This window comes from Proteinivorax tanatarense (assembly GCF_040267685.1).
GTDB lineage: Bacteria > Bacillota > Proteinivoracia > Proteinivoracales > Proteinivoracaceae > Proteinivorax > Proteinivorax tanatarense.
This window is the reverse complement of sequence record NZ_CP158367.1, coordinates 2,209,469-2,234,829: the sequence shown is the minus strand read 5'-3', so window position 1 is coordinate 2,234,829 and position 25,361 is coordinate 2,209,469. Positions and strand designations below refer to the sequence as shown.

12 protein-coding genes are annotated in these 25,361 nt (G+C 35.5%); 6 read left to right on the top strand and 6 right to left on the bottom strand.

The window, feature by feature from the left end:
• Positions 1–90 precede the first annotated feature (90 nt).
• Complete coding sequence (locus tag PRVXT_RS11010) at positions 91–3,846, top strand: cell wall-binding repeat-containing protein (RefSeq protein ID WP_350342921.1); 3,756 nt, start codon at positions 91–93, stop codon at positions 3,844–3,846.
• Positions 3,847–4,157: 311 nt separating this feature from the next.
• Positions 4,158–7,949, top strand: a complete 3,792-nt coding sequence (locus PRVXT_RS11005) for a cell wall-binding repeat-containing protein (RefSeq protein ID WP_350342920.1) — start codon at positions 4,158–4,160, stop codon at positions 7,947–7,949.
• A 345-nt stretch (positions 7,950–8,294) separates the two neighbouring features.
• On the opposite strand, the gene PRVXT_RS11000 is transcribed toward PRVXT_RS11005, so the two are convergent.
• The 3 genes from PRVXT_RS11000 to PRVXT_RS10990 all read right to left on the bottom strand — a co-directional run bounded on the left by PRVXT_RS11000 (position 8,295) and on the right by PRVXT_RS10990 (position 12,888).
• Positions 8,295–9,749, bottom strand: a complete 1,455-nt coding sequence (locus tag PRVXT_RS11000; protein ID WP_350342919.1) for a methyl-accepting chemotaxis protein — start codon at positions 9,747–9,749, stop codon at positions 8,295–8,297.
• 312 nt (positions 9,750–10,061) lie between these two features.
• Positions 10,062–10,916: an SDR family NAD(P)-dependent oxidoreductase gene (locus PRVXT_RS10995; RefSeq protein WP_350342918.1), complete on the bottom strand. Its 855-nt coding sequence runs from the start codon at positions 10,914–10,916 to the stop codon at positions 10,062–10,064.
• Between the two features lie 34 nt (positions 10,917–10,950).
• Complete coding sequence (locus tag PRVXT_RS10990) at positions 10,951–12,888, bottom strand: FAD-dependent oxidoreductase (RefSeq protein ID WP_350342917.1); 1,938 nt, start codon at positions 12,886–12,888, stop codon at positions 10,951–10,953.
• A 108-nt stretch (positions 12,889–12,996) separates the two neighbouring features.
• On the opposite strand from PRVXT_RS10990, the gene PRVXT_RS10985 reads away from it, so the two are divergent.
• Positions 12,997–14,583 carry a PucR family transcriptional regulator gene (locus tag PRVXT_RS10985; protein WP_350342916.1) on the top strand — a complete coding sequence of 529 codons (1,587 nt, stop codon included), beginning with the start codon at positions 12,997–12,999 and terminating at the stop codon, positions 14,581–14,583.
• Positions 14,584–14,666: 83 nt separating this feature from the next.
• Here PRVXT_RS10985 and PRVXT_RS10980 read toward each other — a convergent pair whose 3' ends face one another.
• From PRVXT_RS10980 to PRVXT_RS10970, 3 genes are all read right to left on the bottom strand, one after another.
• Positions 14,667–16,121, bottom strand: coding sequence for a methyl-accepting chemotaxis protein (locus PRVXT_RS10980; RefSeq protein WP_350342915.1), 1,455 nt, complete (start codon positions 16,119–16,121; stop codon positions 14,667–14,669).
• A 224-nt stretch (positions 16,122–16,345) separates the two neighbouring features.
• Positions 16,346–17,347 carry a YeiH family protein gene (locus PRVXT_RS10975; RefSeq protein ID WP_350342914.1) on the bottom strand — a complete coding sequence of 334 codons (1,002 nt, stop codon included), beginning with the start codon at positions 17,345–17,347 and terminating at the stop codon, positions 16,346–16,348.
• Positions 17,348–17,600: 253 nt separating this feature from the next.
• The gene (locus PRVXT_RS10970; RefSeq protein ID WP_350342913.1) at positions 17,601–19,055 is read right to left on the bottom strand and encodes a methyl-accepting chemotaxis protein; all 1,455 of its coding nucleotides are present in this window, start codon (positions 19,053–19,055) and stop codon (positions 17,601–17,603) included.
• 232 nt (positions 19,056–19,287) lie between these two features.
• Between PRVXT_RS10970 and PRVXT_RS10965 the strand changes: the two genes are divergently transcribed.
• The 3 genes from PRVXT_RS10965 to PRVXT_RS10955 are packed head-to-tail and all read left to right on the top strand — an operon-like array spanning position 19,288 to position 25,286.
• Positions 19,288–21,429 carry a TIM-barrel domain-containing protein gene (locus PRVXT_RS10965; RefSeq protein WP_350342912.1) on the top strand — a complete coding sequence of 714 codons (2,142 nt, stop codon included), beginning with the start codon at positions 19,288–19,290 and terminating at the stop codon, positions 21,427–21,429.
• Positions 21,430–21,439: 10 nt separating this feature from the next.
• Positions 21,440–22,918 carry a 4-alpha-glucanotransferase gene (gene malQ / locus PRVXT_RS10960; protein WP_350342911.1) on the top strand — a complete coding sequence of 493 codons (1,479 nt, stop codon included), beginning with the start codon at positions 21,440–21,442 and terminating at the stop codon, positions 22,916–22,918.
• A 4-nt stretch (positions 22,919–22,922) separates the two neighbouring features.
• Positions 22,923–25,286 carry a glycogen/starch/alpha-glucan phosphorylase gene (locus PRVXT_RS10955; protein WP_350342910.1) on the top strand — a complete coding sequence of 788 codons (2,364 nt, stop codon included), beginning with the start codon at positions 22,923–22,925 and terminating at the stop codon, positions 25,284–25,286.
• Positions 25,287–25,361 lie beyond the last annotated feature (75 nt).

Below are 25,361 nucleotides of genomic sequence, written 5' to 3'. Positions count from 1 at the left end.
GAAGAATCAGAAATATTTCAATAATGTTGCAGGAAATTTCTTGTAAATATAGAATATGTAGTTGAAAAAAAATTTAGGAGGTGTTTTTTTGTGAAGAAGTTTATAGCTTTAACTTTATCCTTTCTACTAGTGCTTTCTGGCTCCGGTATGTCCATGGCCACAGCAGGAACGGAGGATGAGCTAATGGTTGATGTTATTGTGCAACTAGACGACAAGCCTGTTTTAGCATATGAAGTGCAGCTAGAGGAAAAAGGCGAATTTAGTACAAGTAGCATACAATCATATGAGCAACAGATTATTAGCAACAGGGAAGAGGTTCTTAGTGAAGCAGCTAAAAGAGGGATTGATGTGAGGCCTAACCATGTATTTACTCACACGATTTCTGGATTTAGCTCATCAGTATCGTTAAGTGATGCAATGGAACTGGAGCAAATTGACGGAGTAGCAGGTGTTTTTCCAGATGTTGTCATCGAAGTTCCAGAGATTCCTGAAACAGCTGTTCCTGGTGTGCCGGTTGAGCCCAACACTACTGAATCTGTAGGATGGACAAATGCTCCTTATATTTGGGAGTCAGAGAATGTTACCGGTGAAGGTGAAATAGTTGCTGTAATCGATACCGGTATTGATTATACACATCCTTCCTTTGGTGGTCAATTTGGTTTAGACCATAAGGTTTTGAGCGGTATTAACTTTACAGATAGTGGTGATGGATATGAAGACTGGATGGATAGACAAGGTCATGGAACTCATGTAGCTGGCACAGTTGCTGGTTATCCTTTAGAGTTATCCGAAGATGAAATATTACAAGGGGTGGCCCCTGACGCTAGCCTTTATGGAATTAAGACCTTAGGTGATGATGGACGTGGGTTAACAAGCTGGACTATAGCTGGCATAGAGTGGGCTGTAAATCCAGGTGGGGACTTACCTAGAGCAGACGTAATTAATATGAGTTTAGGTAATTCTATTTCTTGTCCTAATTTCCCTACGGCTTTAGCGGCAAACCAAGCTGTAGAAGCTGGCGTAGTAGTCGTTGCCTCAGCAGGTAACGATGGGCATGAATTTCCAACAACAGGTTCTCCATCTACAGGCGATCAAGTAATTTCTGTAGGTAGTTATGGTGAAATTATTAATGGTACCATAACATTGGAAGACGGTACTATTTATGATAAAAACATAAACCCATCAGATTCTCCAGATCCAGATGGAGAAATGTATGAGATTGTAAATACTGCTGGACTTTCTGACTGGTCAGAACTTGATGTAAAAGATAAGATTGTCTTTGCTGATTGGGATGACCCATGGGGTCTTGCGGAGGTCAACTTTGTAACAGAAGAGGGTGCCAAAGGTATTATTACTTATCGTCCTGGAGGTATAAGTGTAGGAGGAACTTTTGACATTCCATTTTTTGGCATACCTGCAGATATGGCTTTGGAAATTTTAAGTAAGCATGCACAAAATCCAGAGCTTACTATGGCATTGAACGTTCTAGATCCAGGATTTCTTATGTCAGGTTTTAGTTCTGCTGGTCCTACATCTTCTTACACATTAAAACCAGATATTACAGCTCCTGGTGATGGTATAACTGCTGCAGTTCCTGACATGGGAATAGGAACAATGAGCGGAACTAGTATGTCAGCTCCTCATGTAGCTGGTGGTGTGGCTCTTCTTAGGCAACTTAGACCAGAATTAACTGTAGAAGAGACAAAAGCTCTTCTTATGAATACTCCTTGGTGGTTGGAAGACGAAAATGATGAAAAATATGCAGTAACTACTCAAGGATCAGGCATTATGGACTTACAATCTGCAGCTCTTTCTAGAGGAGTTGCTGTGCCAGGTGGCTTAAGTCTAAATGTAACCGGTAAAGATAACACTGTTACAGTTAAGAACATAAGTGATGAAAAAATAACCTATGATATCGAGCTTATTTCCGACTCCTTAGAAGCTACTTTTGTAGACCAAGTTACTGTAGAAGCTAATAGCGAAGCTGAATTTGATATTACCTTTGACTTAGAAGGTCTTGAAGAAGGGGCACATGAAGGCTATCTAATGCTAACACCAACTGAAGGAATAGAACTAGAGGGAGAAGATGAAGAATACTTTGACAGCCTTCAAGTAACAGTTTATTACCACGAAGGAATTATTGAGGAATTCTTTACAAGTGACCTTCATATGGATAGAAAATTAAGCGAAACTGACTCTGTGGACATTACCTTTACCCTAGGGATGGCGGCAGACTTTGTTGGAGTAAATGTATTGGATAGGAAAGGTAATCTACTTGGTAATATAGTTGAAGCTCCAAGTGGTCTATCTGCTGGAACTTGGACACTACACAATACTAATTTAGGAGAATTAGATGATGGTGAGTATATATTACAAGTACAAGCAGAGTGGGGGTTACCTAACTTCCCAATTCCGGGATTTGGTGATATGGATGTGGTATATGAACCATTTGAAGTTAACACGGAGGTTCCTAATATAAACTTAGAAAGTAAAAGCTACTCTAAAGACAAAGACTACACATTAAATGTATCTACAGATGTAGATTCCGAAGTACTAATTGATGGAAAAAAAGCTATTGAGCTTGATAAAGGTGTTGGATTAGAAGTAACCTTAGAAAAAGGAGAAAACACATTCTTAATTGAAGCTACAACTCCTTATGGCGTAACAAGCTCTAAAGAAGTTACTGTAGTTAAAATTGATAAGCCAATTTACTCCTTAGAAGATTTATATGAGACGCCTTATATAACTAGCGATTCTGTGTATATAAAAACCGAAGCAGAGTCGGGAGCTGTTGTAACTTATACAGTGAATGGAGAAAAACAGCAGCTTATAGAAGTAGGTTCTGATGGTTTGGCACTAGCTGCTATTGAAATAGAAGATGGTTATAATGATATTAAAATAGTTGTTAATGCTGATAACGAAGTAAAAGGACACGATTTACAAATCTTTAAGAAATATGTAGAGAGATTAGCTGGAGATAATAGATTTGAAACAGCTACTGAAATTTCAAAATATGGTTGGGAACAATCTGATACAGTAATTCTTGCAAGAGCTGATGATTTTGCAGACTCTTTAGCAGGAGTTCCGTTATCAAAGAAATTAGATGCACCAATCTTACTCACACAAACAGATACATTATCTGACAATACCTTAGGTGAAATTGAGAGACTAGGAGCAGGGAATGTAATCATTTTAGGAGGTAAGAACGCTGTTTCTGATGACATTAAAGACCAGCTTAAACAGATGTCTTTAGATGTTGAAAGAATTGGCGGTGAAGATCGTTTTGAAACTGCTAAACTAATTTCTGAGAAAGTAGTAGGAGATACAGAAAAAGTTAAGCAAGTGGTTGTTGCTTACGGAAACAACTTCCCTGATGGATTATCTGCAGCACCGCTAGCAGCTAATAACAATGCACCTATTTTATTAGTTGATACTGAAGATGCTAAAGAAGATACATTAGAATTTATTAAAGATCATAATGTTGAAAGCACATTAGTAATTGGTGGAAAAGCGGTAATTTCAGATGAAGTTATGGAAAATCTGCCTAATGCTGAGCGAATTAGTGGAGATGATCGCTATGAAACTTCGATAGCAGTTGCTGAGAAGATAGAAACTGACACAGTATTTGTGTCGTCGGGAACTTCCTTTGCCGACTCACTAACAGCTGCGGCATTAGCAGCTAAAAAGAATGGTACTGTTGTTCTATCTAGAGAAGCCTCCCTTCCGACTGTAACAAGTGAGTATTTGGATGTAAATGGTGAAGATTTCAATCGTTACTATATAGCTGGTGGTAATGCCGCTATAAATGCTGAAGTTGAAGAAGCGTTAAGAGGGCTTCTTAAATAGGTAAAAACACCTGCAGGTTTTTGTCTGCAGGTGTTTTTTAGTGCATAATCTGAAGGGTGCTGTAATGAGTGGGACAAGTTTAAAAACTTCTCCTTAACTATATTGATTATATTTTTTATAAAATAAACTGTAAAAAAGTTATAAAACAGCGACATAATCTTTGATTAAAGCTATACAAGTAAGAGAAAATACCACATAAATGAAGAAAAATTAGAAAATGTAAAAAAAGTTAGTTAAATTTCAAAAATATTGCAGGAAAAATTGTTAAAATGTAGAAAAAGTGAATTGACAAATTTTTTGGAGGTGTTATTTTGTTAAGAAAATTATTAGCTTTATCGTTATCACTACTTTTACTTTTTTCCGGATCAAGTATGGCTATGACCAGAGTTGAACTAGGAGATCAAGACCAAATGGTTGACGTTATTGTACAGCTTGAAGATAAGCCGATTCTTGAATACGAGATGAAACTAAAAAGTAAGGGAGAGTTAAGTACAAATAGTGTACGCTTATATGAGCAAAATATTAATAGTAATAGGTTAAGTGTGCTTGAAAAAGCTAACAGTAAAGGTATAGAATTAAACCCAAAGCATGTTTATACTCATACTATTTCAGGTTTTAGCTCTACTATATCTTTTAGTGATGTAGCCCAATTAGAGGAACTAGAAGGAGTTAAAGCAGTTTTTCCTGATGTAGAGGTGGAAGTGCCAACTCTTCCTGAAAAATCTGTACCTGGTATACCAGTAGAACCCCAAACTGATGAATCAGTAGAATGGACAAATGCTCCGTATCTTTGGGATTTAGGTGACGGTGTTACCGGTGAAGATATGGTTGTTGCTGTCATTGATACAGGTATTGATTGGACACATGATGCTTTTGGTACTGAAGGTAAATTTGGACCTGAACATAAAGTCTTAGGGGGGGTTAATTTTACAGAGGACGAAGATGGAAATGTAGACTATGAAGATTGGATGGATAGGCAAGACCATGGAACCCATGTTGCCGGAACTGTAGCAGGGGATCCTATACAACGTGGTGAGAACAAATACCAAGGAGTAGCCCCTGATGCTAACCTTTATGGAATAAAAACATTAGGAGATGATGGAAGAGGATTAACTAGTTGGACTATAGCAGGAATTGAATGGGCTGTTAATCCAGGAGGGGATTTACCTAGAGCTGATGTAATAAACTTAAGCTTAGGTAACTCTATTTCTTGTCCTAACTTTCCTACAGCTTTAGCGGCAAACCAAGCTGCAGAAGCAGGAGTAGTTGTAGTTGCTTCTGCAGGTAATGACGGGCATGAATTTCCGACAACAGGTTCACCGTCTACAGGTGATCAAGTAATTTCTGTTGGTAGTTATGGAGAAATTGCTGGAGGTTCTATAACATTAGAGGATGGTACTGTTTATGATAGCAACATTAACCCATCTGATGGCCCAGCACCAGATAATGAGATGTATGGCATAATTGACACCAGAGGTAAAGCTGGGTGGACTGAGCTTGACGTGGAAGATAAGATCCTAATTGCTGATTGGGCAGACTTTAACGCTGGAAACTGGGCATTTCCAGATATTATTTATGCAGCGGAAAGTGGTGCTGAAGGTCTTTTAGTTTTCGAGCCTGGCGGTATTTCAATTGGAGGAGAGATGCCATTACCATTATTTGGTGTAGAAAAAGCTTTAGCATTGGATATTTTGGAAAAGAAGGAAAAAAATCCAGGACTTAAAATTGCCCTAGATCTTTTAGACCCAGAATTTTTAATGTCTGACTTTAGTTCTGCTGGACCGACATCATCATATACATTAAAGCCAGACATTACAGCTCCAGGTGATGGAATTACAGCACCGCTATCAGGTGATAATTCTTATGGAGCTATGAGCGGAACAAGTATGTCTGCTCCTCACGTAGCTGGTGGAGTGGCACTACTGAGACAGCTTAAACCTGATTTAACTGTAGAAGAGACAAAAGCTCTTCTTATGAACACTCCTTGGTGGTTGGAAGACGAAAATGATGAAAAATATGCGGTAACAACTCAAGGGTCAGGAATTATGGACTTGCAAGCTGCAGCTAAATCACGAGGTGTTGCTGTGCCAGGTAGCTTAAGCTTAAACGTATCTGGTGAAGATAACACTGTTACAGTTAAGAATACAAGCGACGAAGAAATAACCTATGATATCGAGCTTATTTCAGATTCATTAGAAGCTACTTTTGTAGACCAAATTACTGTAGATGCTAATAGCGAAGCTGAATTTGATGTTAACTTTAACTTAGAAGATCTTAAAGAAGGCCCGCATGAAGGCTATCTAATGCTAACACCAACTGAAGGAATAGAACTAGAGGGAGAAGATGAAGAATACTTTGACAGCCTTCAAGTAACAGCTTACTATTACGAGGGAATAATAGAAGATTTCTTTACAAGTGACCTTCGTATGGACAGAAAACTAAGCCAAACTGACTCTGTTGATATTACCTTTACTCTAGGAATGGCTGCAGAATTTGTTGAAGTAAATGTATTGGATAGAGAAGGTAATTTAGTTCATAATGTTAGTGAAGCTAAAAACGGTCTCTCTGCAGGAACTTGGACTTTGCATAACACTAACCTAGGAGAATTAGAAGATGGTGAATATATTTTACAAGTTTACGCAGAGTGGGGAATTCCTAACTTACCAATGCCAGATGCTGGTGATATGGATCTGGTTTATGAAACATTTGAGGTTAATACGGAGGTTCCTAATATAAACTTAGAAAGTAAAAGCTACTCTAAAGACAAAGACTACACATTAAATGTATCTACAGATGTAGATTCCGAAGTACTAATTGATGGAAAAAAAGCTATTGAGCTTGATAAAGGTGTTGGATTAGAAGTAACCTTAGAAAAAGGAGAAAACACATTCTTAATTGAAGCTACAACTCCTTATGGCGTAACAAGCTCTAAAGAAGTTACTGTAGTTAAAATTGATAAGCCAATTTACTCCTTAGAAGATTTATATGAGACGCCTTATATAACTAGCGATTCTGTGTATATAAAAACCGAAGCAGAGTCGGGAGCTGTTGTAACTTATACAGTGAATGGAGAAAAACAGCAGCTTATAGAAGTAGGTTCTGATGGTTTGGCACTAGCTGCTATTGAAATAGAAGATGGTTATAATGATATTAAAATAGTTGTTAATGCTGATAACGAAGTAAAAGGACACGATTTACAAATCTTTAAGAAATATGTAGAGAGATTAGCTGGAGATAATAGATTTGAAACAGCTACTGAAATTTCAAAATATGGTTGGGAACAATCTGATACAGTAATTCTTGCAAGAGCTGATGATTTTGCAGACTCTTTAGCAGGAGTTCCGTTATCAAAGAAATTAGATGCACCAATCTTACTCACACAAACAGACACATTATCTGACAATACCTTAGGTGAAATTGAGAGACTAGGAGCAGGGAATGTAATCATTTTAGGAGGTAAGAACGCTGTTTCTGATGACATTAAAGACCAGCTTAAACAGATGTCTTTAGATGTTGAAAGAATTGGCGGTGAAGATCGTTTTGAAACTGCTAAACTAATTTCTGAGAAAGTAGTAGGAGATACAGAAAAAGTTAAGCAAGTGGTTGTTGCTTACGGAAACAACTTCCCTGATGGATTATCTGCAGCACCGCTAGCAGCTAATAACAATGCACCTATTTTATTAGTTGATACTGAAGATGCTAAAGAAGATACATTAGAATTTATTAAAGATCATAATGTTGAAAGCACATTAGTAATTGGTGGAAAAGCGGTAATTTCAGATGAAGTTATGGAAAATCTACCTAATGCTGAGCGAATTAGTGGAGATGATCGCTATGAAACTTCGATAGCAGTTGCTGAGAAGATAGAAACTGACACAGTATTTGTGTCGTCGGGAACTTCCTTTGCCGACTCACTAACAGCTGCGGCATTAGCAGCTAAAAAGAATGGTACTGTTGTTCTATCTAGAGAACCCTCCCTTCCGACTGTAACAAGTGAGTATTTGGATGTAAATGGTGAAGATTTCAATCGTTACTATATAGCTGGTGGCAATGCCGCTATAAATGCTGAAGTTGAAGAAGCGTTAAGAGGGCTTCTTAAATAGGTAAAAACACCTGCAGGTTTTTGTCTGCAGGTGTTTTTTACTGTGCGCCCAGCATGTGCGTTAACTTGGCGGTGAAAGTCCGCTGTGGGCTTGGTAGTGGGAACCACTAGCCAAAGGCAAGGGTGTCCATCGTGAGGTGGAATCTGAAGGAAGCCTTAAGCAAAATCCCGGTCTGAGGAACACAAACCACATACAAGGCTTGCTTAGGACGGACGAGTTTGTAGTACAAAACAAAGTCGAACACTACCCGAATCGTAAGGAGTAATGTGGTAGATTTATGGGAGGAATTATTTATACTCCCTAAGCTCTTCCCTTATCTAAAAGGGAAGAGCTTATTTTATTAATCTAAAAATCATCAGCAGTTTCTTTTAATTCTTGAGCTAGTTTATCCAGTTTCACGCTGATAGAAGTTATACCATCTATTGAAGTTGCCTGTTCTTGTACTGAGCTGGAAACTTCTTCGGTGCTGGCTGCATTTTGTTGTGCTATTGAACTGAGATTTTGAATTAAATCTAAAATCTTTTCCTTCATTTGTATCATATTTTCTTCTGTATCTTTAAGGACATTGACTTTTGATTTAGTGCTTTCAATGGAATCAGCTAAATCATTAAATACTGATTGGGTTTGTTCAATAGAGTTTGTTTGTGAGTTTATAATTTCTAAAGCTTTTTCCATGTTTCCATGGGTTAAGTCTGTACTTTCCTTAAGAGTTTGGATAACATTGTTGATTTCAGCGGCAGACTTAGCCGACTGTTCCGCCAATTTTTTTATTTCTTCTGCGACAACTGCAAAACCTTTCCCTGCTTCACCAGCTCTGGCAGCTTCAATGCCGGCATTTAATGCTAAAAGATTTGTTTGTTCCGCTATTTCGCTGATAGAACTACTTGCTATATTAATTGATTCGGTACTGGTGTTTGTTTTATCTATCATTTCCCTAAGCAGTGATATAGCTTCATTACTTTCTTTAGTCTTGGCGTTAAGGTCTTTAAGAGTATTAAGACCGTTATTTTTTAGAGTTTCTGTGGAAGTAGTGATGTCTCTTAAACTATTCGTGGCTGAAATTATTTGCTCCATACTATTTGATAAGCCTTCAGCTTCCTTTGCACCCTCTTCGGTATCTTCAGCCTGGACTGAAGAACTTTTTGCTATTTCTTCAATTACCCTTGAAACTTCATCTATGGAAGTAGACGTTTCTTTTACAGTTGTTGTAAGGGTGTGAGAGGAACTTGCAAGCTCCTCTGTTGTATTTATTAACGATGTTATTATTTTATCTTTTTTGCGCTTTTCTTCTTCCATTTTCTTTATGTAATCACTGTTTTCTTTGCTAGATTTTCCTATTATTGCAGTGTTTACAAATTGAACAAAGATGGTTAAGGTTATTACAACAATGATGTTAACTACATGTTGTTGTTCAAATTTGCCTGATAAAATATTAATAAGGTTAGCAATGATAATAACAGAAGAAACAGAGGCAGTTAAGCCTTTATTGCCATAAATAGCAAAGGCGCCTATTAACGGAAAGGCAAAAGTGAAAGATAGTACATCGGTAGAAGTTACTGTAGTATAGAGATGAGTACCCATAAATGATAAAGCTAAGATATACTTTATATATTTATCTGCGGAATTCTTTTTAAAGCGGTAAAAACTGTACCCTAATGTTATCCAAGATATTAATATTAGAATATAGATTCCGATATCTATGGTATCATATGAGAAGGTGGTTAAGGATACTAACAAAACAATAATAAAACAAAGAGACATTAAACCTTGGTTAGAAGCTTTTATAAATTTGTTGTTCATTTTTCTTTCCTCCTTCTTAAAACTTTTTATTAGATACAACATTCGACGAAACATGACAAAAACCTCTAAAATTAATGCAAAATAGCATAGGTCTTAATAAATAACTTTTCTACATATTTTAGAACATACACAAGTAATTACACATAATTATTTGTATGTTTTTTAATGGGGGTTCATTTTTGGTTTATTTAAGCGAATCTTTTAGACGAGCTTTCTTTAAGATAAAAAGGTTAATTGTAAGGCTTTAGTATATTTGAGAAAAAGATAAAATGAGCTGTCTCCTTATATTGAGACAGCTCATTTTATGTTGTTTTATCTCCTAAAAAATTCTGCTGAAGGATTTTTACCTTCTAGCATATTTTTAACTCTCATCCCGATAACTGGGTTATATTGAGGGTGAGTTAAAATGTAAAACTGTTCTTCTTCGATGGCGGTGAATACACTTTGAGCAACTGAGTTTATTGGAATACCTGTTGTGATTACATGTTTAGCTTTTTCTAGACCTATTTTGTAGCTGGCACTTTGGTAGTAAGGATTGTCGTCAAGAGCATAGCGCTGAGGACGACGTTTATGACAGTTATGCAAATCAGTTTGTACAAAGCCTGGGCAGTATAGCGACATTTTAATGTTGGCATTCATCGCTTGAAGTTGATAATTAGCAGACTCGGTCATTCCTACAACAGCGAATTTAGTTGTGTGGTAAGCTGGCATGCTTGGCGTTGTTAGTAAACCGGCTACGGAAGAAACATTGACAATATGGCAAGGAGTTTTTTGTTTTAACATAATAGGAACAAAAACTTTTAATCCATACATCATTCCCCAGACATTTACCCCCATAATCCATTCCCAATCTTTTATAGGCATTTCCCAAACTGAGCCTGAGGCAACCACTCCTGCATTATTAAATAATAAATCTACTGAGCCAAAGGTATCTAATGTTTGTTTAGCTAAATTTTCCATTTCTTCAAGTACAGATGTATCCATCTCAACAGCTAAAACTTCTGCACCTAAATCTTTTACGATTTGAGAAGATTTTTTTAGATCCTCTGAGTCTATATCGGCCATCACTACTTTCATTTCTCTTCTAGCACATTCTTTTGCTACTTCTAAACCAAAGCCATTGGCGGCACCGGTGATAACAGCAGTTTTGTTTTTAAATTCTTTCATTTTTCTACCTCCTTAACGTATAGTTTTGATATATTTATAATATCGACGCTTTTTCAAATCCTTGACGGGTTGCATCGCCGATGCGACCTGGATTTGCAACATCACCTATAGCGTAAACACGCTCGAAATCTTCTTCTAAGTTTGATATAAGTTCGCTGTTAGGCTGCACTCCTAAAGCCAAAATGATTTTATCAGCTTGTTTTAGAGATGTAGCTGATGTAAAGGTATCCATCAAAGCTACTCCTTGATCAGTTATCTGTAACAACTTTTTACATGGAAGCATTTCAACTTTATGTTTAGTTAGTCTAGACATAATGTCATAGCGATTGAGCTTGTATACGTTACCGGCAATTTCTTTTTGCATTTCGATAATAGCTACCTCGTTATCGTCCATAGCTAACATTTCTGCTGCTTCACATCCGGTCATGCCAGAGCCAATAACAGCAACTTTTTCGCCTTTAACGCTAACTATTCCTTTAAGAACGTCGTCTGCTGTAAATACATTTTCATTATTTGCACCAGGAACTTGAGGTATTATTGGCCTAGCACCAGTAGCTACAAAGATTGCATAGGGATCTAAATCTTTAATGTTTTCTACTGTGGCTTTGACTCCAAAGTTTATTTCAATATCCAAAATCTTTACTTGTTCTTGGTAATAATCTATCAACCATTGGATTTTGTCTTTTAGGTGAGGTTTCTTTGCTATTTGCAAAGCACCACCGAGATCATTTTCTTTTTCAAGAACGATCGGTCTAAAACCTCTTAGCTTAAGAACTCTAGCTGCTTCAAGTCCAGCTGGACCAGCACCTACTATTACTACTACTTTGTTGTCACCAGTTTCAGGAAGATTTTCAAACTCCAGCTCTCTTCCCATTTTTGGGTTTACTGCACATTTTAGTACTCCCCCTGTAGTTAGCTGCTCAAAGCAGTATACACAAGATATACAACGCCTAATTTCTTTATCTTTATTTTCTTTAGCTTTATTAGCCCATTGTGGATCAGCAAGTAATCCTCTACCAAGTCCAACAAAGTCAACATTGCCACTGTCCAATAAATTTTCAGCAAATTGTGGCTCTCTAATAACATTGACAGCAATTATTGGGATGTTAACAGCTTTCTTGACTGCTTCGGCAAGATGCTTTTTCCAACCTTGTGGGTAGGACATTGGTTCAACAATTGTCGCAGAAGTTTCATAAATGCCAGCACTTACGTTAAGAGCATTGACACCTATGCTTTCCAAATAACGAGCAATTTTTACTCCTTCTTCAAGATTAATGCCACCCTCAACAAACTCGTCGGCACTAATTCGTACACTGACTGGGAAATCAGGTCCACAAATATGTCTAATACCAACCATAATTTCCGATATGAAACGCATCCTGTTTGCAAAGTGCCCACCATATTTATCAGTTCGTTTGTTAGTGTAAGGACTTAAGAATTGATTAATAAGATATCCATGGGCTGCATGAAGTTCTACCCCGTCGATTCCAGCCATTTGGGCCATTTTTGCACTGGTAACAAACTTTCTAACTAAGCCTTCAACTTCCTCGGTAGTAAGTTCTCTTGGCATTTCTTGAGTTACTTTACACATTACAGCACTAGGTGCAACAATTTGCTTGCCACCTATAAGTCTGGAATATGTCTCTCTGCCAGGGTGGTGAAGCTGGACAAATACTTTTGTGTCATATTTGTGCAGTGTTCTGGCTAGCTTTTGTAAGCTTGCGATGTGTTGGGGTTTAGTTGCGGAAAGTTGGTTAGCAACTCCAACTCCGTAATCATCACATACCCTAGTTATTTCGGTAATTATAAGCCCACAACCACCTTTAGCTCTTTCCTCATAATACTTAATAATGTCTGGAGAAGCTTCTCCAGTACTGCCAGCTAAAGCAGTTCCCATAGCAGGCATAACTATTCTGTTCCTTAGCGGCATTTTTCCAATTTGACCTTTGGAGAAAAGTTTCTTATAGTTCATAGTAATCCTCCTCATCGTAGTTTTTTGGTGCTTGTGAACAATTTATCAAAAACATCATCGTTTTACCATGTTAAATGGTAACAAAACATATTGCTTTTTTTGTGCGTTATGCACTATAATGTTGGTAGAGAGGTGATATTTGTGGTAAGTCTAGGTGAAATTTATAGCATTTTAACCAGTTATGATTGTACATTTATTAACAATCAAGGGGATACAAAAATCGATGATATCAGTTTTATAACGGAAAAAACACAGCGAATAGAAAGTACTGTGTTATATTTAGGGAAAGCATCTCAATTGTTAAATAGCAACCTTAAAGAAGAAAAAGGAAGTTTTATATTGATAAAAGATATGGAAATTTCCAGCTCAACTGTATTAACTAAAGGGAACTACTTTCTTCTTCCTGCACAGGCAGATTTATTTGAGGTATTTAACGTTATAAAACCACAACTGATAGATAATATTCAATCTATGAGAAATGCCACTAATCTCCTCAATACCTTAATTCACAGTAGGGGATTAAAATATATTATAAAAAGATCTTCGGAAATATTAAATAATCCTGTAATACTAATTGATAACAGTTATAGAGTAATTGCTTATAGTAAAGCAGATCAAATAAAAGAGAAATTTTGGCAGGAAAATATAAGGTTAGGATATTGTAGCTTCGAATTTATTTCAGAAGTTAAGAAAATAGATGCATTAGTAAAATCTCCTAACACTGAGAAACCTTTTGTAGTAAACTGTTATGCCAGTCCTAACGACAAGTTAGTTAGTAAGGTGATTATTGGAGAAAAACTAGTGGGCTATTTGATAGTGCTTCAAAGTGAGGAACATTTTACATACAAAACACATGAATTTTTAGCGCTACTAAGTACTGTGATCGCACAAGAAATTAACAACAATAAGGATTTTAGTAATATGGTGGGGCTAATGTATGAAAATCTTTTGTTGGATATCCTAGACAAGAAAATCGACGATCACAAACTAATTGAAGAAAGAATAAAAAGATCTGAGTTAAAAATGAAAAAGAACTTTAAGGTTTTGGTGTTTGATATTTTAAGCTATAATCCTTCAAGGTTTTATAGGGAAAACTTAAAAAATGGATTGAATAAGATTTTTTCTAGCATTTATTCGGTATTTTACAAGGACTGTGTAGTTTCTCTTATAAGCTCTGATGATGATGAGCCTATAGACTCTGAGGTAGAAAAAAGATTGCTAAACTTTCTTGAAAAACATGACCTGACCATTGGTGTAAGTAAAACATTTACAAATATACTGGATCTCTCTTTACAATACAAAAAAACCTTAAGAGCTTTAGAGGTTGGAGAGAAAATTTGTGAGCAAGATAAAATTTTCTATTGTGAGAAGCATGAGTTTTATCTTTTGTTAGATAAGCTTAATAAAAATAATGGTATTACAGACTTAAAACAATATAGCCATCCGGTCATTCAAAAGCTAGAGCAATATGATCGAAATAATGATACATATTATCTAAACACTCTTTTTAAATACTTGAAAAATAACCAGAATGTTAATAGAACGGCAAAAGAATTATTTATCCATCGCAACACCATGACATATAGAATAAACAAAATAAAAGAAATGACTCTAATTGACTTTGAAGATGCTGAAACAGTTTTCCATATCCAAATGTCTCATAAGATTTACGATTATCAAAAAAATATTTTGTAAGAGTGAATGTGCTAGACAATTTATCTTTAAATATAAATAAGGAGCTCCCAATTACCGGGAACTCCTTGTTTTGTATTAAAAAATTAAAATTTATCAGCTGTAGATTTGAGATTTCTAGCTAAGTTATCTAGATTTGAACTAATATCTGTTAACCCATCCATGGCAGATGATTGTTGCTCCACGGAACTAGAAACTTCTTCTGTGCTAGCTGCATTTTGTTGAGCTATAGACGTAAGATTTTCTAGGATACTCAAGATACTTTCTTTCATGTTAAGCATATCTTTTTCAGTGGTACTTAACACATTTATTTTTTCCTTTGTAGCTTCTATGGAACTGGCTAATGTGTTAAATATATTTTGGGTATCTTTGATAGAGGAGGTTTGGGAGTTGATGATATCAATAGCGCCTTCCATTTTATCAAAGGTTTGGTCTGTACTTTCTTTAAGATCTCCTATTACATTGTTGATTTCATCAGCGGACTTCGCAGACTCTTCAGCTAACTTTCTTATTTCGTCAGCTACAACGGCAAATCCCTTTCCAGCTTCTCCTGCTCTTGCGGCTTCTATACTAGCGTTTAAAGCTAATAGGTTGGTCTGTTGGGCTATTTGGCTGATAGAGCTACTAGCAATATTTATAGCTTCTGTGCTATCGTTGGTACTTTGAATCATTTTTCTAAGAGAGCTTATAGCATCATTACTTTCTTTAGTTTTGTTATTCAATTGGTTTATTATCGAAAGACCATCATTTTTAAGATTTTCGGTTTCAGTTGAGATTCCACCTAACTCTTCTGTCGCTTCTACTATGTCATCAATGCTAGAAGAAAGGTTTTGTGCCTCTTTAGCACCACTTTCTGTATCATCGGCCTGAACAGAAGAACTTTTTGCAATTTCCTCAACTACCTTAGCAACTTCTTCAATAGAGATGCTTGACTCTTTAACTGTGTTTTTAAGATGGTCTGAAGAACTTGCTAGTTGATTTGTTGTTTTGATAAGTGATTCTATAATGTTATTCTTTTTTTGTTCTTCCTGCTCCATTTTGGAAATATATTCACTGTTTTCTTGACTCGACCTGCCAATGATACTTGTGTTAACAAACTGTACAACACTAGTTAGCATAATAACAGTTATAATTAAAACGACACCGCCGTCGGGATAAGCTCCTAAAAAAACATTTATGGCATTTACTGACAAAACTATAGCTAAAACTCCACCTGTTAACTTTTTATTACCGAAAACTGAGAAAGCGCCTATCAAAGGAAAGGCAAATAGAAAAGCTAAGTATTCCGCACTAGTTAAAGTAGCAGCAATATAAGTAGCCATGTAAAAAAATGCTAATATGTATTTGATATACTTACTAGCAGAATCTTTTTTAAATAAAAACATACAGTATGCTAGAGCTATCCATGCAAATACTAGTGAAAGTGTTGTACTAATGTGAGTACCTTCTGTGACAAAAGATGCCGGTGATGATAGAAGAACTATAAAAAAGCATAAGATCATTAAACTTTTGTTTGCGGTTGCTATAAACTTATTATTCATAAAAAAACCTCCCTAAAAATATATAATAAAAATGATTGCTCTATTTCTAACATCTTTATATTATTTACATATTCGACATTTTTCTACAAACCTCCTTCAAATTTAAGTTAGATATTCAATAAGACAGTTTTAAAAACTATTAACAAGAAAGGCTGACTAAAAATATTAGTCAGCCTTTACAGCGATTGTTTAAGCAATAACAATCCTTTTATGGTTGTTTTACTTTATACTTGACCTAAAAATACTTGTATTACAAATGAAACTACTACTACTGCCATAGAAATGGTAAATCCGTGCAACAAAGGAGCAAACCCTGCTTGGATAAGTTTATTAAAGCTGGTTTTTAAGCCAATGGCACCTAATGCCATAACCATTAGAAACCTACTAAAATTTGATATAGAGACAGTTATAGGATCGGGAATAATACCTGTACTTTTTATTGCTACCATTGCTATAAATAGAAGAATAAACCATGGAAAAATTTTAATAATGCTAACCTTGGAATTATCATTGGATTCTTTTTTAGCTATCTTAGCATGGATAACTGAAAAAACAAGTACAACTGGAACAATCGCTAAGGTCCTAGTGAGTTTTACTATAACGGAATAGTTACCAGCAACATCAGAAAAAGAATATCCCGCTGCTACCACAGAAGATGTATCATTTATAGCTGTACCTGTCCAAAGACCAAATCCTAAATCAGTCATGTTAAAATAATTTCCCATAATTGGAAACAGAATAACCATTAAAATGTCAAAAACAAAGGTCGCAGAAATAGCATAAGCCATGGCACTATCGTCAGCTTCTATAACCGGGCCCACAGCTGCTATAGCAGATCCGCCGCATATACCGGTTCCTGCGGATAGAAGACCTGCTAGCTTCCAATCTAATTTGAGGAGTTTACCAACTAGGTACCCGCCTAAAAAAGCGGTTAACAAAGTAAAAATCATAACTACAAGAGATATTCTTCCCACCTCAACAACTTGTGAAAAGCTTAATGAAAGGCCCATTAGTATAATGGAAAATTTCAATACCTTTTTTGACGTAAAGTTAATTCCAGTGTTGAAACAATCATGTTTTGAGATAAAGGGGTTAATAAACATACCAATGATAAGGGATAACACACTAGCTCCAATTAAGTGGTAAGGCAAGAGCTCAGTGACATAAACAGAAAAAGCAGCAAGAGCAGCAGCTAAAGCTAATCCCGGGCAAATTTTTATAATCATACAATCACAACTCCTGATAAAATATTAGGCAAACCTAATATAGATTTTAACACTTCATAGGGAGAAATGCTATTGCCTTGGTTTCTATGTTGACTAAGTTCATATTAGGGAAGTTTAGATAAAAACATTAAAGTTAGAAAAAGCAGAAGTCCCATTGACTAATTGCAATAGTCAATGGGACTTTTTGGGCTGAATACTGTAAAAATTTAAACTCCAGTGAAAGTTTTAGATGTCACCTGTATATTTAGAGTACTTAATTATTAAATTTTTCTGCTGTATTTTTTAACTTTTGAGCAAGATTATCTAGATTTTCGCCTATTTTAGCTATACCCGTGATAGATGAGGACTGTTCTTCAACAGAACTTGAGACTTCTTCAGTGCTAGCTGCATTTTGTTGAGCTATAGAAGTGAGGTTTTGCAAAACAGCCATAATCGTCTCTTTAGTTTTTAGCATTTTATCTTCGGTAGTTTTAAGAACGTTTATTTTTTCTTTAGTTATCTCTATAGAATCAGCTAAGCTGTTAAAGATAGAATGGGTGTTTTCAATGGCATTGGTTTGAGAATCAATTATTTCAATAGTACCTTCCATTTTATCATAGGTTAGGTCTGTATCTTCCTTAAGGTTAGTAATCACACTGTTAATTTCATCAGCAGATTTAGACGATTGTTCAGCTAATTTTCGAATTTCATCAGCAACTACCGCAAAACCTTTACCAGCTTCTCCTGCTCTTGCTGCTTCAATGCTAGCGTTCAAGGCTAGAAGGTTGGTTTGTTGCGCTATGTCACTAATGGAGCTTATTGCTATATTAATAGCCTCTGTACTTTGGTTTGTTTTTTTAACCATATCCCTTAACATCATAATTGATTGATTACTTTCTTTTGTTTTTTCATCTAGTTTTGCGATTATTGAAAGACCTTGATTTTTTAAACCTTCAGTTTCGCCAGAGATTTCACCTAAACTTTCTGTAACTGTGACTATTTCATCAATTCCATTGGATAAAAGTTCAGACTCTTTTGCGCCTTCCTCTGTATCACTAGCTTGAACTGACGAGCTTTTGGCAATTTCTTCAATCACCTTAGATACTTCTTCAATGGATACGCCTGTTTCTTTTAACGTATTTTTAAGACTTTCTGATGAAATAGTGAGTTCCTCGGTAGTACCTAAAATTGAGGCTATGATTTTGTCTCTATTTTCCTTTTCTAGCTTTAATTGACTAATAAATTCACTGTTTTCCTTGTTAGACTTTTCGATTATGTTTGAGTTAACAAACTGAACTATACATGTTAATACAACTACAGCAATAATCACAAAAAAATTTTCAGTGCTATATTTGCCTATTATAGCGTTTACTACGTTGACGCCGATTACTACTGTAAAGACTCCGGAAGTCAATAGCTTATCTCCAAAAACCGCAAAAGCGCCCATCAAAGGAAAAGCGAATATAAAAGCGATACTACTACCAGTGATAGCAACCATAGTATATGTGGTCATCATCGGTACAGCTAAAACATATTTAACCCATGGATTTGCTGGATCTTTTCTATAAGTTAAAAAAGCAAATGTTAGCGCCAGCCAGCTAACTAATACAATGAAAGGGATTACTATATGTGACTCAACTAGATAAGTTATTATAGATGATAAAATTCCAATAAAAAAACATAGCCAAATCAAACTTTTATTAGCCCCAATAACAAACTTGTTGTTCATTAAAGCACCTCCTAAAGACATTTTAATTTATAATTCTACTTTTTTACTAAAAAACCTTCTAAATTAGTACTTATTTACCAGAAATTTGTAATTGATAATAGAGTGGCTCTTTCTGTTTATAAAAATAGGGACTTTACAAAAAAATCACATATGGTATATTTAGTATATAAAGTGCGCAAGCGCTTGCACGCAAAAATTAATGAATATTAGGTACTATAGATGGAGGTGGGGTATGAAGACTTTTATAATGGATAATGGGATTAAAGTTTTTCAGTACGGAAATCCTGTGGAAACTGATGCTGTAAAAGGGAAAAAAATTAGAAAAGATGTTGCAGAAGTTGTTAAACCTTTTTTCAATGAGGAAAATTGCACTATTGATCTTAATTTGAAAAAGGAAGATGTTGTTTATGGTTTCGGTGGAAATTTAGGGGGAATCAATAAGCGAGGAAGAATCTATGAATCTTACTGCACAGATGAACCAAGCCATACTGAGGAAAAAAAGGCACTGTATGGAGCTCATAACTTTTTTATTATATCTGGGGAAACTAATTGTGGCTATTTTATAGATTATCCTTCTCGTATAACATACGACGTAGGTTTTTCCAATTTAGACTCTTTAAATATTTCAATTTCAGGTCATGATTTTACTTTGTATATTATTGAAGGGGAAAAAATAGAGACTATAATATCAAATTTTTTAAAAATTATCGGTAAAGCTTACGTTCCCCCAAAATGGGGATTTGGATATTTTCAAAGCCGGTGGGGGTATAAAAATAAAAAAGAAGTGTTGGAGGTACGCAATACTTTTGTAGAAAATAAGATCCCTTTGGAAGGTATTTATCTTGATTTGGATTATATGGAGGATTTTAAGGATTTTAGTATATCTAATGAAAGATTTGATTGTTTTAAAGAGTTTGTAAACCAGCTCAAGAAAGAAGGGACTTATCTTATACCAATTATTGATGCCGGTGTAAAAGTTGAGAAAGGTTACGATGTATATGAGGAAGGTATTTCTGGAGATCATTTCTGTAAAAACAAAGAAGGCAATCCTTATACAGCGGCAGTATGGCCTGGACAGGTTCACTTTCCAGACTTTTTTAAAGAAGATACACAAAAATGGTTTGGTGAAAAATATAAGCTTTTAACTGATAGTGGTATAGAAGGTGTATGGAACGATATGAATGAGCCAGCTATTTTTTATGATGAACAATCTCTTGACGAGGCAATCGACCTAGCTACAGAATCTAAAGGTAAGAATTTAAATGTCTTTTCCTTTTTTGACCTAAAAGATAAGTTCTGCAACTTAGCTAATAGAGAAGAATACTATCGTAGCTTTTACCATCAGGTAGGGGATGAGTTAAAATCTAACCATGAAGTTCATAACCTATATGGTCATTACATGACAAAATCAGCTAGTTTAGGTTTGAGTAGTTTATTAAATGATAAGAGATTCGTTCTTATATCTAGGGCTTCCAGCATTGGAACCCATCGGTACGGAGGTATTTGGACTGGGGACAACTGTTCTTTTTGGTCTCATTTAGAACAAAACATTAAAAATATGCCATCCTTAAATATGTGTGGCTTCTTTTATACAGGGGCTGATACAGGTGGTTTTGGTAATGATTGTTATGGTGAAATGTTAGTTAGGTGGATGCAATTTAGTGTATTTACACCTCTTCTTAGAAATCACTCCGCCATAGGATGCGTAAACCAAGAACCTTACGCATTTGGAGATAAAATAATGGAAACTTCTAAAAAGTTAATAGAAGCAAGGTATAGCTTATTGCCGTTTATATATTCTGAATATATGAAATCTGTTAATCAATATAAAGTGATGTTTAAGCCGTTATCCTTTGAATTTTCTGACCAACTATCTAAGCAAGCTGAAGACCAACTTTTTTTAGGTAATGAAATAATGATTGCCCCGGTTTGCAAGGCTAATCATGAAGGAAGATTTGTTTATCTTCCCGAGAAAATGGCGGAAGTTTCTTTTGGCAAAGATTGTGAAAGCTTACAAATCAAAAATAGTGGTATTCACTACTTAGATTATGGACTGGAGGACTTTAAATTCTTTTTAAGAAAAAACTCTATTGTTCCTCTGGTTACCCCTTCTATGAACGTTAAGCAGCTAAGTCAGGAGAAACTAAAAGTACTAGCCTATGTTGAGTCAAAGGCGGAATATAATCTATATGACGATGACGGCGTTTCCTATCAATATCTGCAAGGAAAGTCATTTAGCACTAACATAAAAATAACTAGAAATAAGGGTGACTTCAAAGTAGAAGTTAGCAACACAAACCCATCTATCAAAGAGATAGACCTTACCATTATAGATGAAAGCAACAATGTTAAACTTAAAAAAATTAAATTGTAGGTGGAATGTTATGAGAGAGCGTACTAGCGGAATTTTAATGCATATCTCGTCTTTGCCTAGTAAATATGGCATAGGAGACTTTGGAGTAGAATCTTATGATTTCGTTGATTTTTTAGTAAAAGCTGGACAGAAAAATTGGCAAATACTTCCCTTAGGAGTTACAGGTTACGGGGACTCCCCTTACCAGTGTTTTTCAGCTTTTGCTGGAAACCCATACTTTATTGATATTGATGAACTTATAGATAAAGGTTATATTAGCAAAGAAGAGGTGGAGAACTATAACCTGGGAAGTGAAGCTTACAAAGTTGATTATGGCTTGCTATATGAAAACAAAATGAAAATTTTACGCGCGGCTTATGCTAAAGGCAAGAATGAGTTAGACAAAGAATTAAAAGACTTTTATTGTCAGCATGAGAGTTGGCTTAAAGAATTTTCTCTTTACATGGCTATTAAAGCAAAAAATAAAAATGAATCATGGCAGCGCTGGCCATTAGCTTACAAAGATTCCAAATCTGCAGCGGTTTATAAGTTTGAAGCTGAGAACCAAGATGAAATCTATTTTTGGGTCTTTACTCAATATTTTTTCTTAAAACAATGGAAAAAATTAAAGGATTATGCTAATAAAAATGGAGTTAGTATTATCGGAGATTTGCCTATTTATGTAGCTGAGGACAGTGCAGATGTTTGGGGAAATCCAGAAATTTTTAATTTAGATGAAAATCTTCATCCAAAAACAGTTGCTGGGTGTCCACCGGATGCTTTTTCTGAAACAGGGCAATTATGGGGGAATCCAATTTATGATTGGGCTGAAATGGAGAGGCAAGGATATAAGTGGTGGATTAGTCGTATTAAACATAGTTTTGAATTATTTGATTGTTTAAGAATCGACCATTTCAGAGGGTTTGATTCATACTGGGAGGTAAAGTATGGTGCGAAAACAGCTATAGACGGGAAGTGGACTAAAGGACCTGGCATCAAACTTTTTAGTGCTATTAAAAAAGAATTGGGAGAATTAAATATAATAGCTGAAGATTTAGGCTATATAACCAAAGATGTACAGCTGTTAATAAAACAAACTGGCTTTCCCGGAATGAAAGTTTTACAATTTGCTTTTGATACTAGAGAGGAAAGTGATTATCTGCCTCACAATTATAATAACAACTGTGTAGTTTACACAGGAACCCATGACAACCATACAGCTATGGGATGGTTCGATAATGTGCCCAAAAATGACTTTTATTATGCAGTAAATTATTTAAAATTAAATTATGATGAAGGACTTAACTGGGGTTTTATACGGGGAGCTTGGAGTTCAGTAGCTTGGCTAGCTGTCGCCCCTTTGCAAGACTTCTTGGGCTTAGATGACAAAGCACGATTTAATGTACCATCCACTATTGGAGGAAATTGGGTTTGGCGAGTGAACAAAAAAGATCTTACAGATAGTCTTGCTAAAAAAATATGTGATTTAACAAAAATTTATGGGAGGTAAGAAAATGGGGAAACAACGAATTTTACAGAACATGGAAGGTTATGCACTATCGGAATTTGGGAAGAATTTAAAAGATTGCACAAGTAAAGAAAAGTACATTGCTTTATCTAAATCTACAATGCAGGAGCTTGTACCTAACTGGATCAAATCCAATGAAAAATTTGAAGGTAAAAAACAGGCTTACTATTTATCGGCAGAGTTTCTTATGGGACGTGCTTTGACAAACAATTTGATAAATATGAAGTTGAAATCTGAAGTTGAGGAAATATTAGAAGAGATTGATGTGAATTATAATGTAATTGAAGAAGCAGAAGATGACGCAGGGCTTGGGAATGGAGGGCTAGGGAGGCTAGCTGCATGCTTTTTAGACTCCGGAGCCACTTTAGATTTACCGTTAACTGGTTATGGACTCAGATATGAGTTTGGAATCTTTAAACAAACCTTTGAAGATGGGTTTCAAAAAGAACAGGGTGATAATTGGTTAGAACATGGCGATCCTTGGTCAATCAGACGGGATGATGAAGCGGTAATAGTAAGCTTTTCCAACGGGGATGTTTTAGCAGTGCCATATGACACCCCAATTATCGGATATGGACAAAACACCATAAACACTCTAAGACTTTGGAAATCAGAAGCTTTGAACAACTTTGATTTTGAAGAGTTTAACAATCAGAACTATCATCAATCAGTAAAAGAAAAAAATGATGCTGAAACAATATCCAAAGTACTTTACCCAAATGACTCAAATGATGAAGGCAAAAAACTAAGGTTGAAACAACAGTACTTTTTTGTATCTGCTTCTTTACAGGATTTAATTAGAAAACATAAAGAAAAATATTCATCTTTTGATAACTTCTCGGAACTACACAGCATACAACTAAATGATACTCATCCTGCAGTGGCCATTCCAGAATTAATGAGGATATTAACAATAAATGAAAATTTAAGTTGGGATAAAGCATGGGGTATAGTGGTTGAATCTTTTGCATATACGAACCATACCTTATTGGCTGAAGCCTTAGAGCAATGGCCTGTACACTTATACCAGAGCTTACTTCCTACCATCTATGATATAATTGTTAAAATTGATACCCAACTAAAAAAAGAATTGAATGCAAAAGGTATAAAAGACGAAGAGCTTGCTGATTACGAAATAATTAGTGGAGATTGTATCAAGATGGCTTGGATGTCAATTTATGGTACAAGCTCAACTAACGGTGTTGCACAACTGCACACAAACTTGTTAATAGAATCAGAGTTGACTAAATGGTATAAACTGTTTCCAGAGAGATTTAACAATAAAACAAACGGGATTACACAGCGTCGTTGGTTGCTGCAGTCAAATCCTGAACTTTCAAACTATATTACAAAGCATTTAGGCAACGATGACTGGATTACTAATTTAACAGAGCTTAAAAAGTTGGAGAAGCTTGGTGACGATAAAGGGGTTTTAGAAGACTTTGTAAACATTAAACAAAGCAAGAAAAATCAGCTTGCTGACTATATAGAAGAGCATGAGGGTATAAAAATTGATCGAAACTCCATTTTTGATATTCAAATCAAACGCTTGCATGAGTACAAAAGACAGTTGTTAAAAGCATTTTATATTCTAGACCTTTATTATCGATTAAAGGAAGAGCCTGGGTTTGATATTCACCCCAGAACATTTATTTTTGGAGCTAAAGCTGCACCTGGCTATTTTAGAGCCAAAGGTATAATTAAATATATTAACGAAATAGCAAAACTTATCAACAACGATAAAGATATAAACGGCAAAATTAAAGTTGTTTTTGTTGAAAACTATAGAGTATCATATGCTGAAAAATTATTTCCAGCTGCAGATGTGTCTGAACAGATTTCCACTGCTGGAAAAGAGGCTTCAGGAACTGGTAACATGAAATTTATGCTTAACGGTGCTCCAACTATTGGAACTTACGATGGGGCAAATGTGGAGATTGTAGCAGAAGCAGGAGAAAAAAATAACTTTATCTTTGGACTAAGGGTAGAAGACATCGAGAAAATTAAAGATTCCTATAATCCAAAAGAGGAATACGAAAAGGTAAAAGGTCTTAAAAGAGTTGTTGATACCTTAATTGACGGAACTTTTACAGATGGTGATACAGGGATGTTTGCTGAACTTCATGATTCTATATTTAAAGGGGCTTCTTGGCATAGACCTGATCAGTACTTTTTAATGAAAGATTTTGATAGTTATAGACAAGCGCAACAAAAAGTTAATGAGGCATACCAGGATAGGCTGGCTTGGGCAAAAAAATGCTGGATAAACATGGCCAATGCCGGTAAGTTTAGTTCCGATAGAACAATAAAGCAATATGCTGATGAAATCTGGAAAATAAGCAAAAGTTAACCTATGTTAGCGTTTGCACAAAAATTAAAATTAAGGTATAACAAACAATAATTTCTAGTTCTTTTATAGGATGTT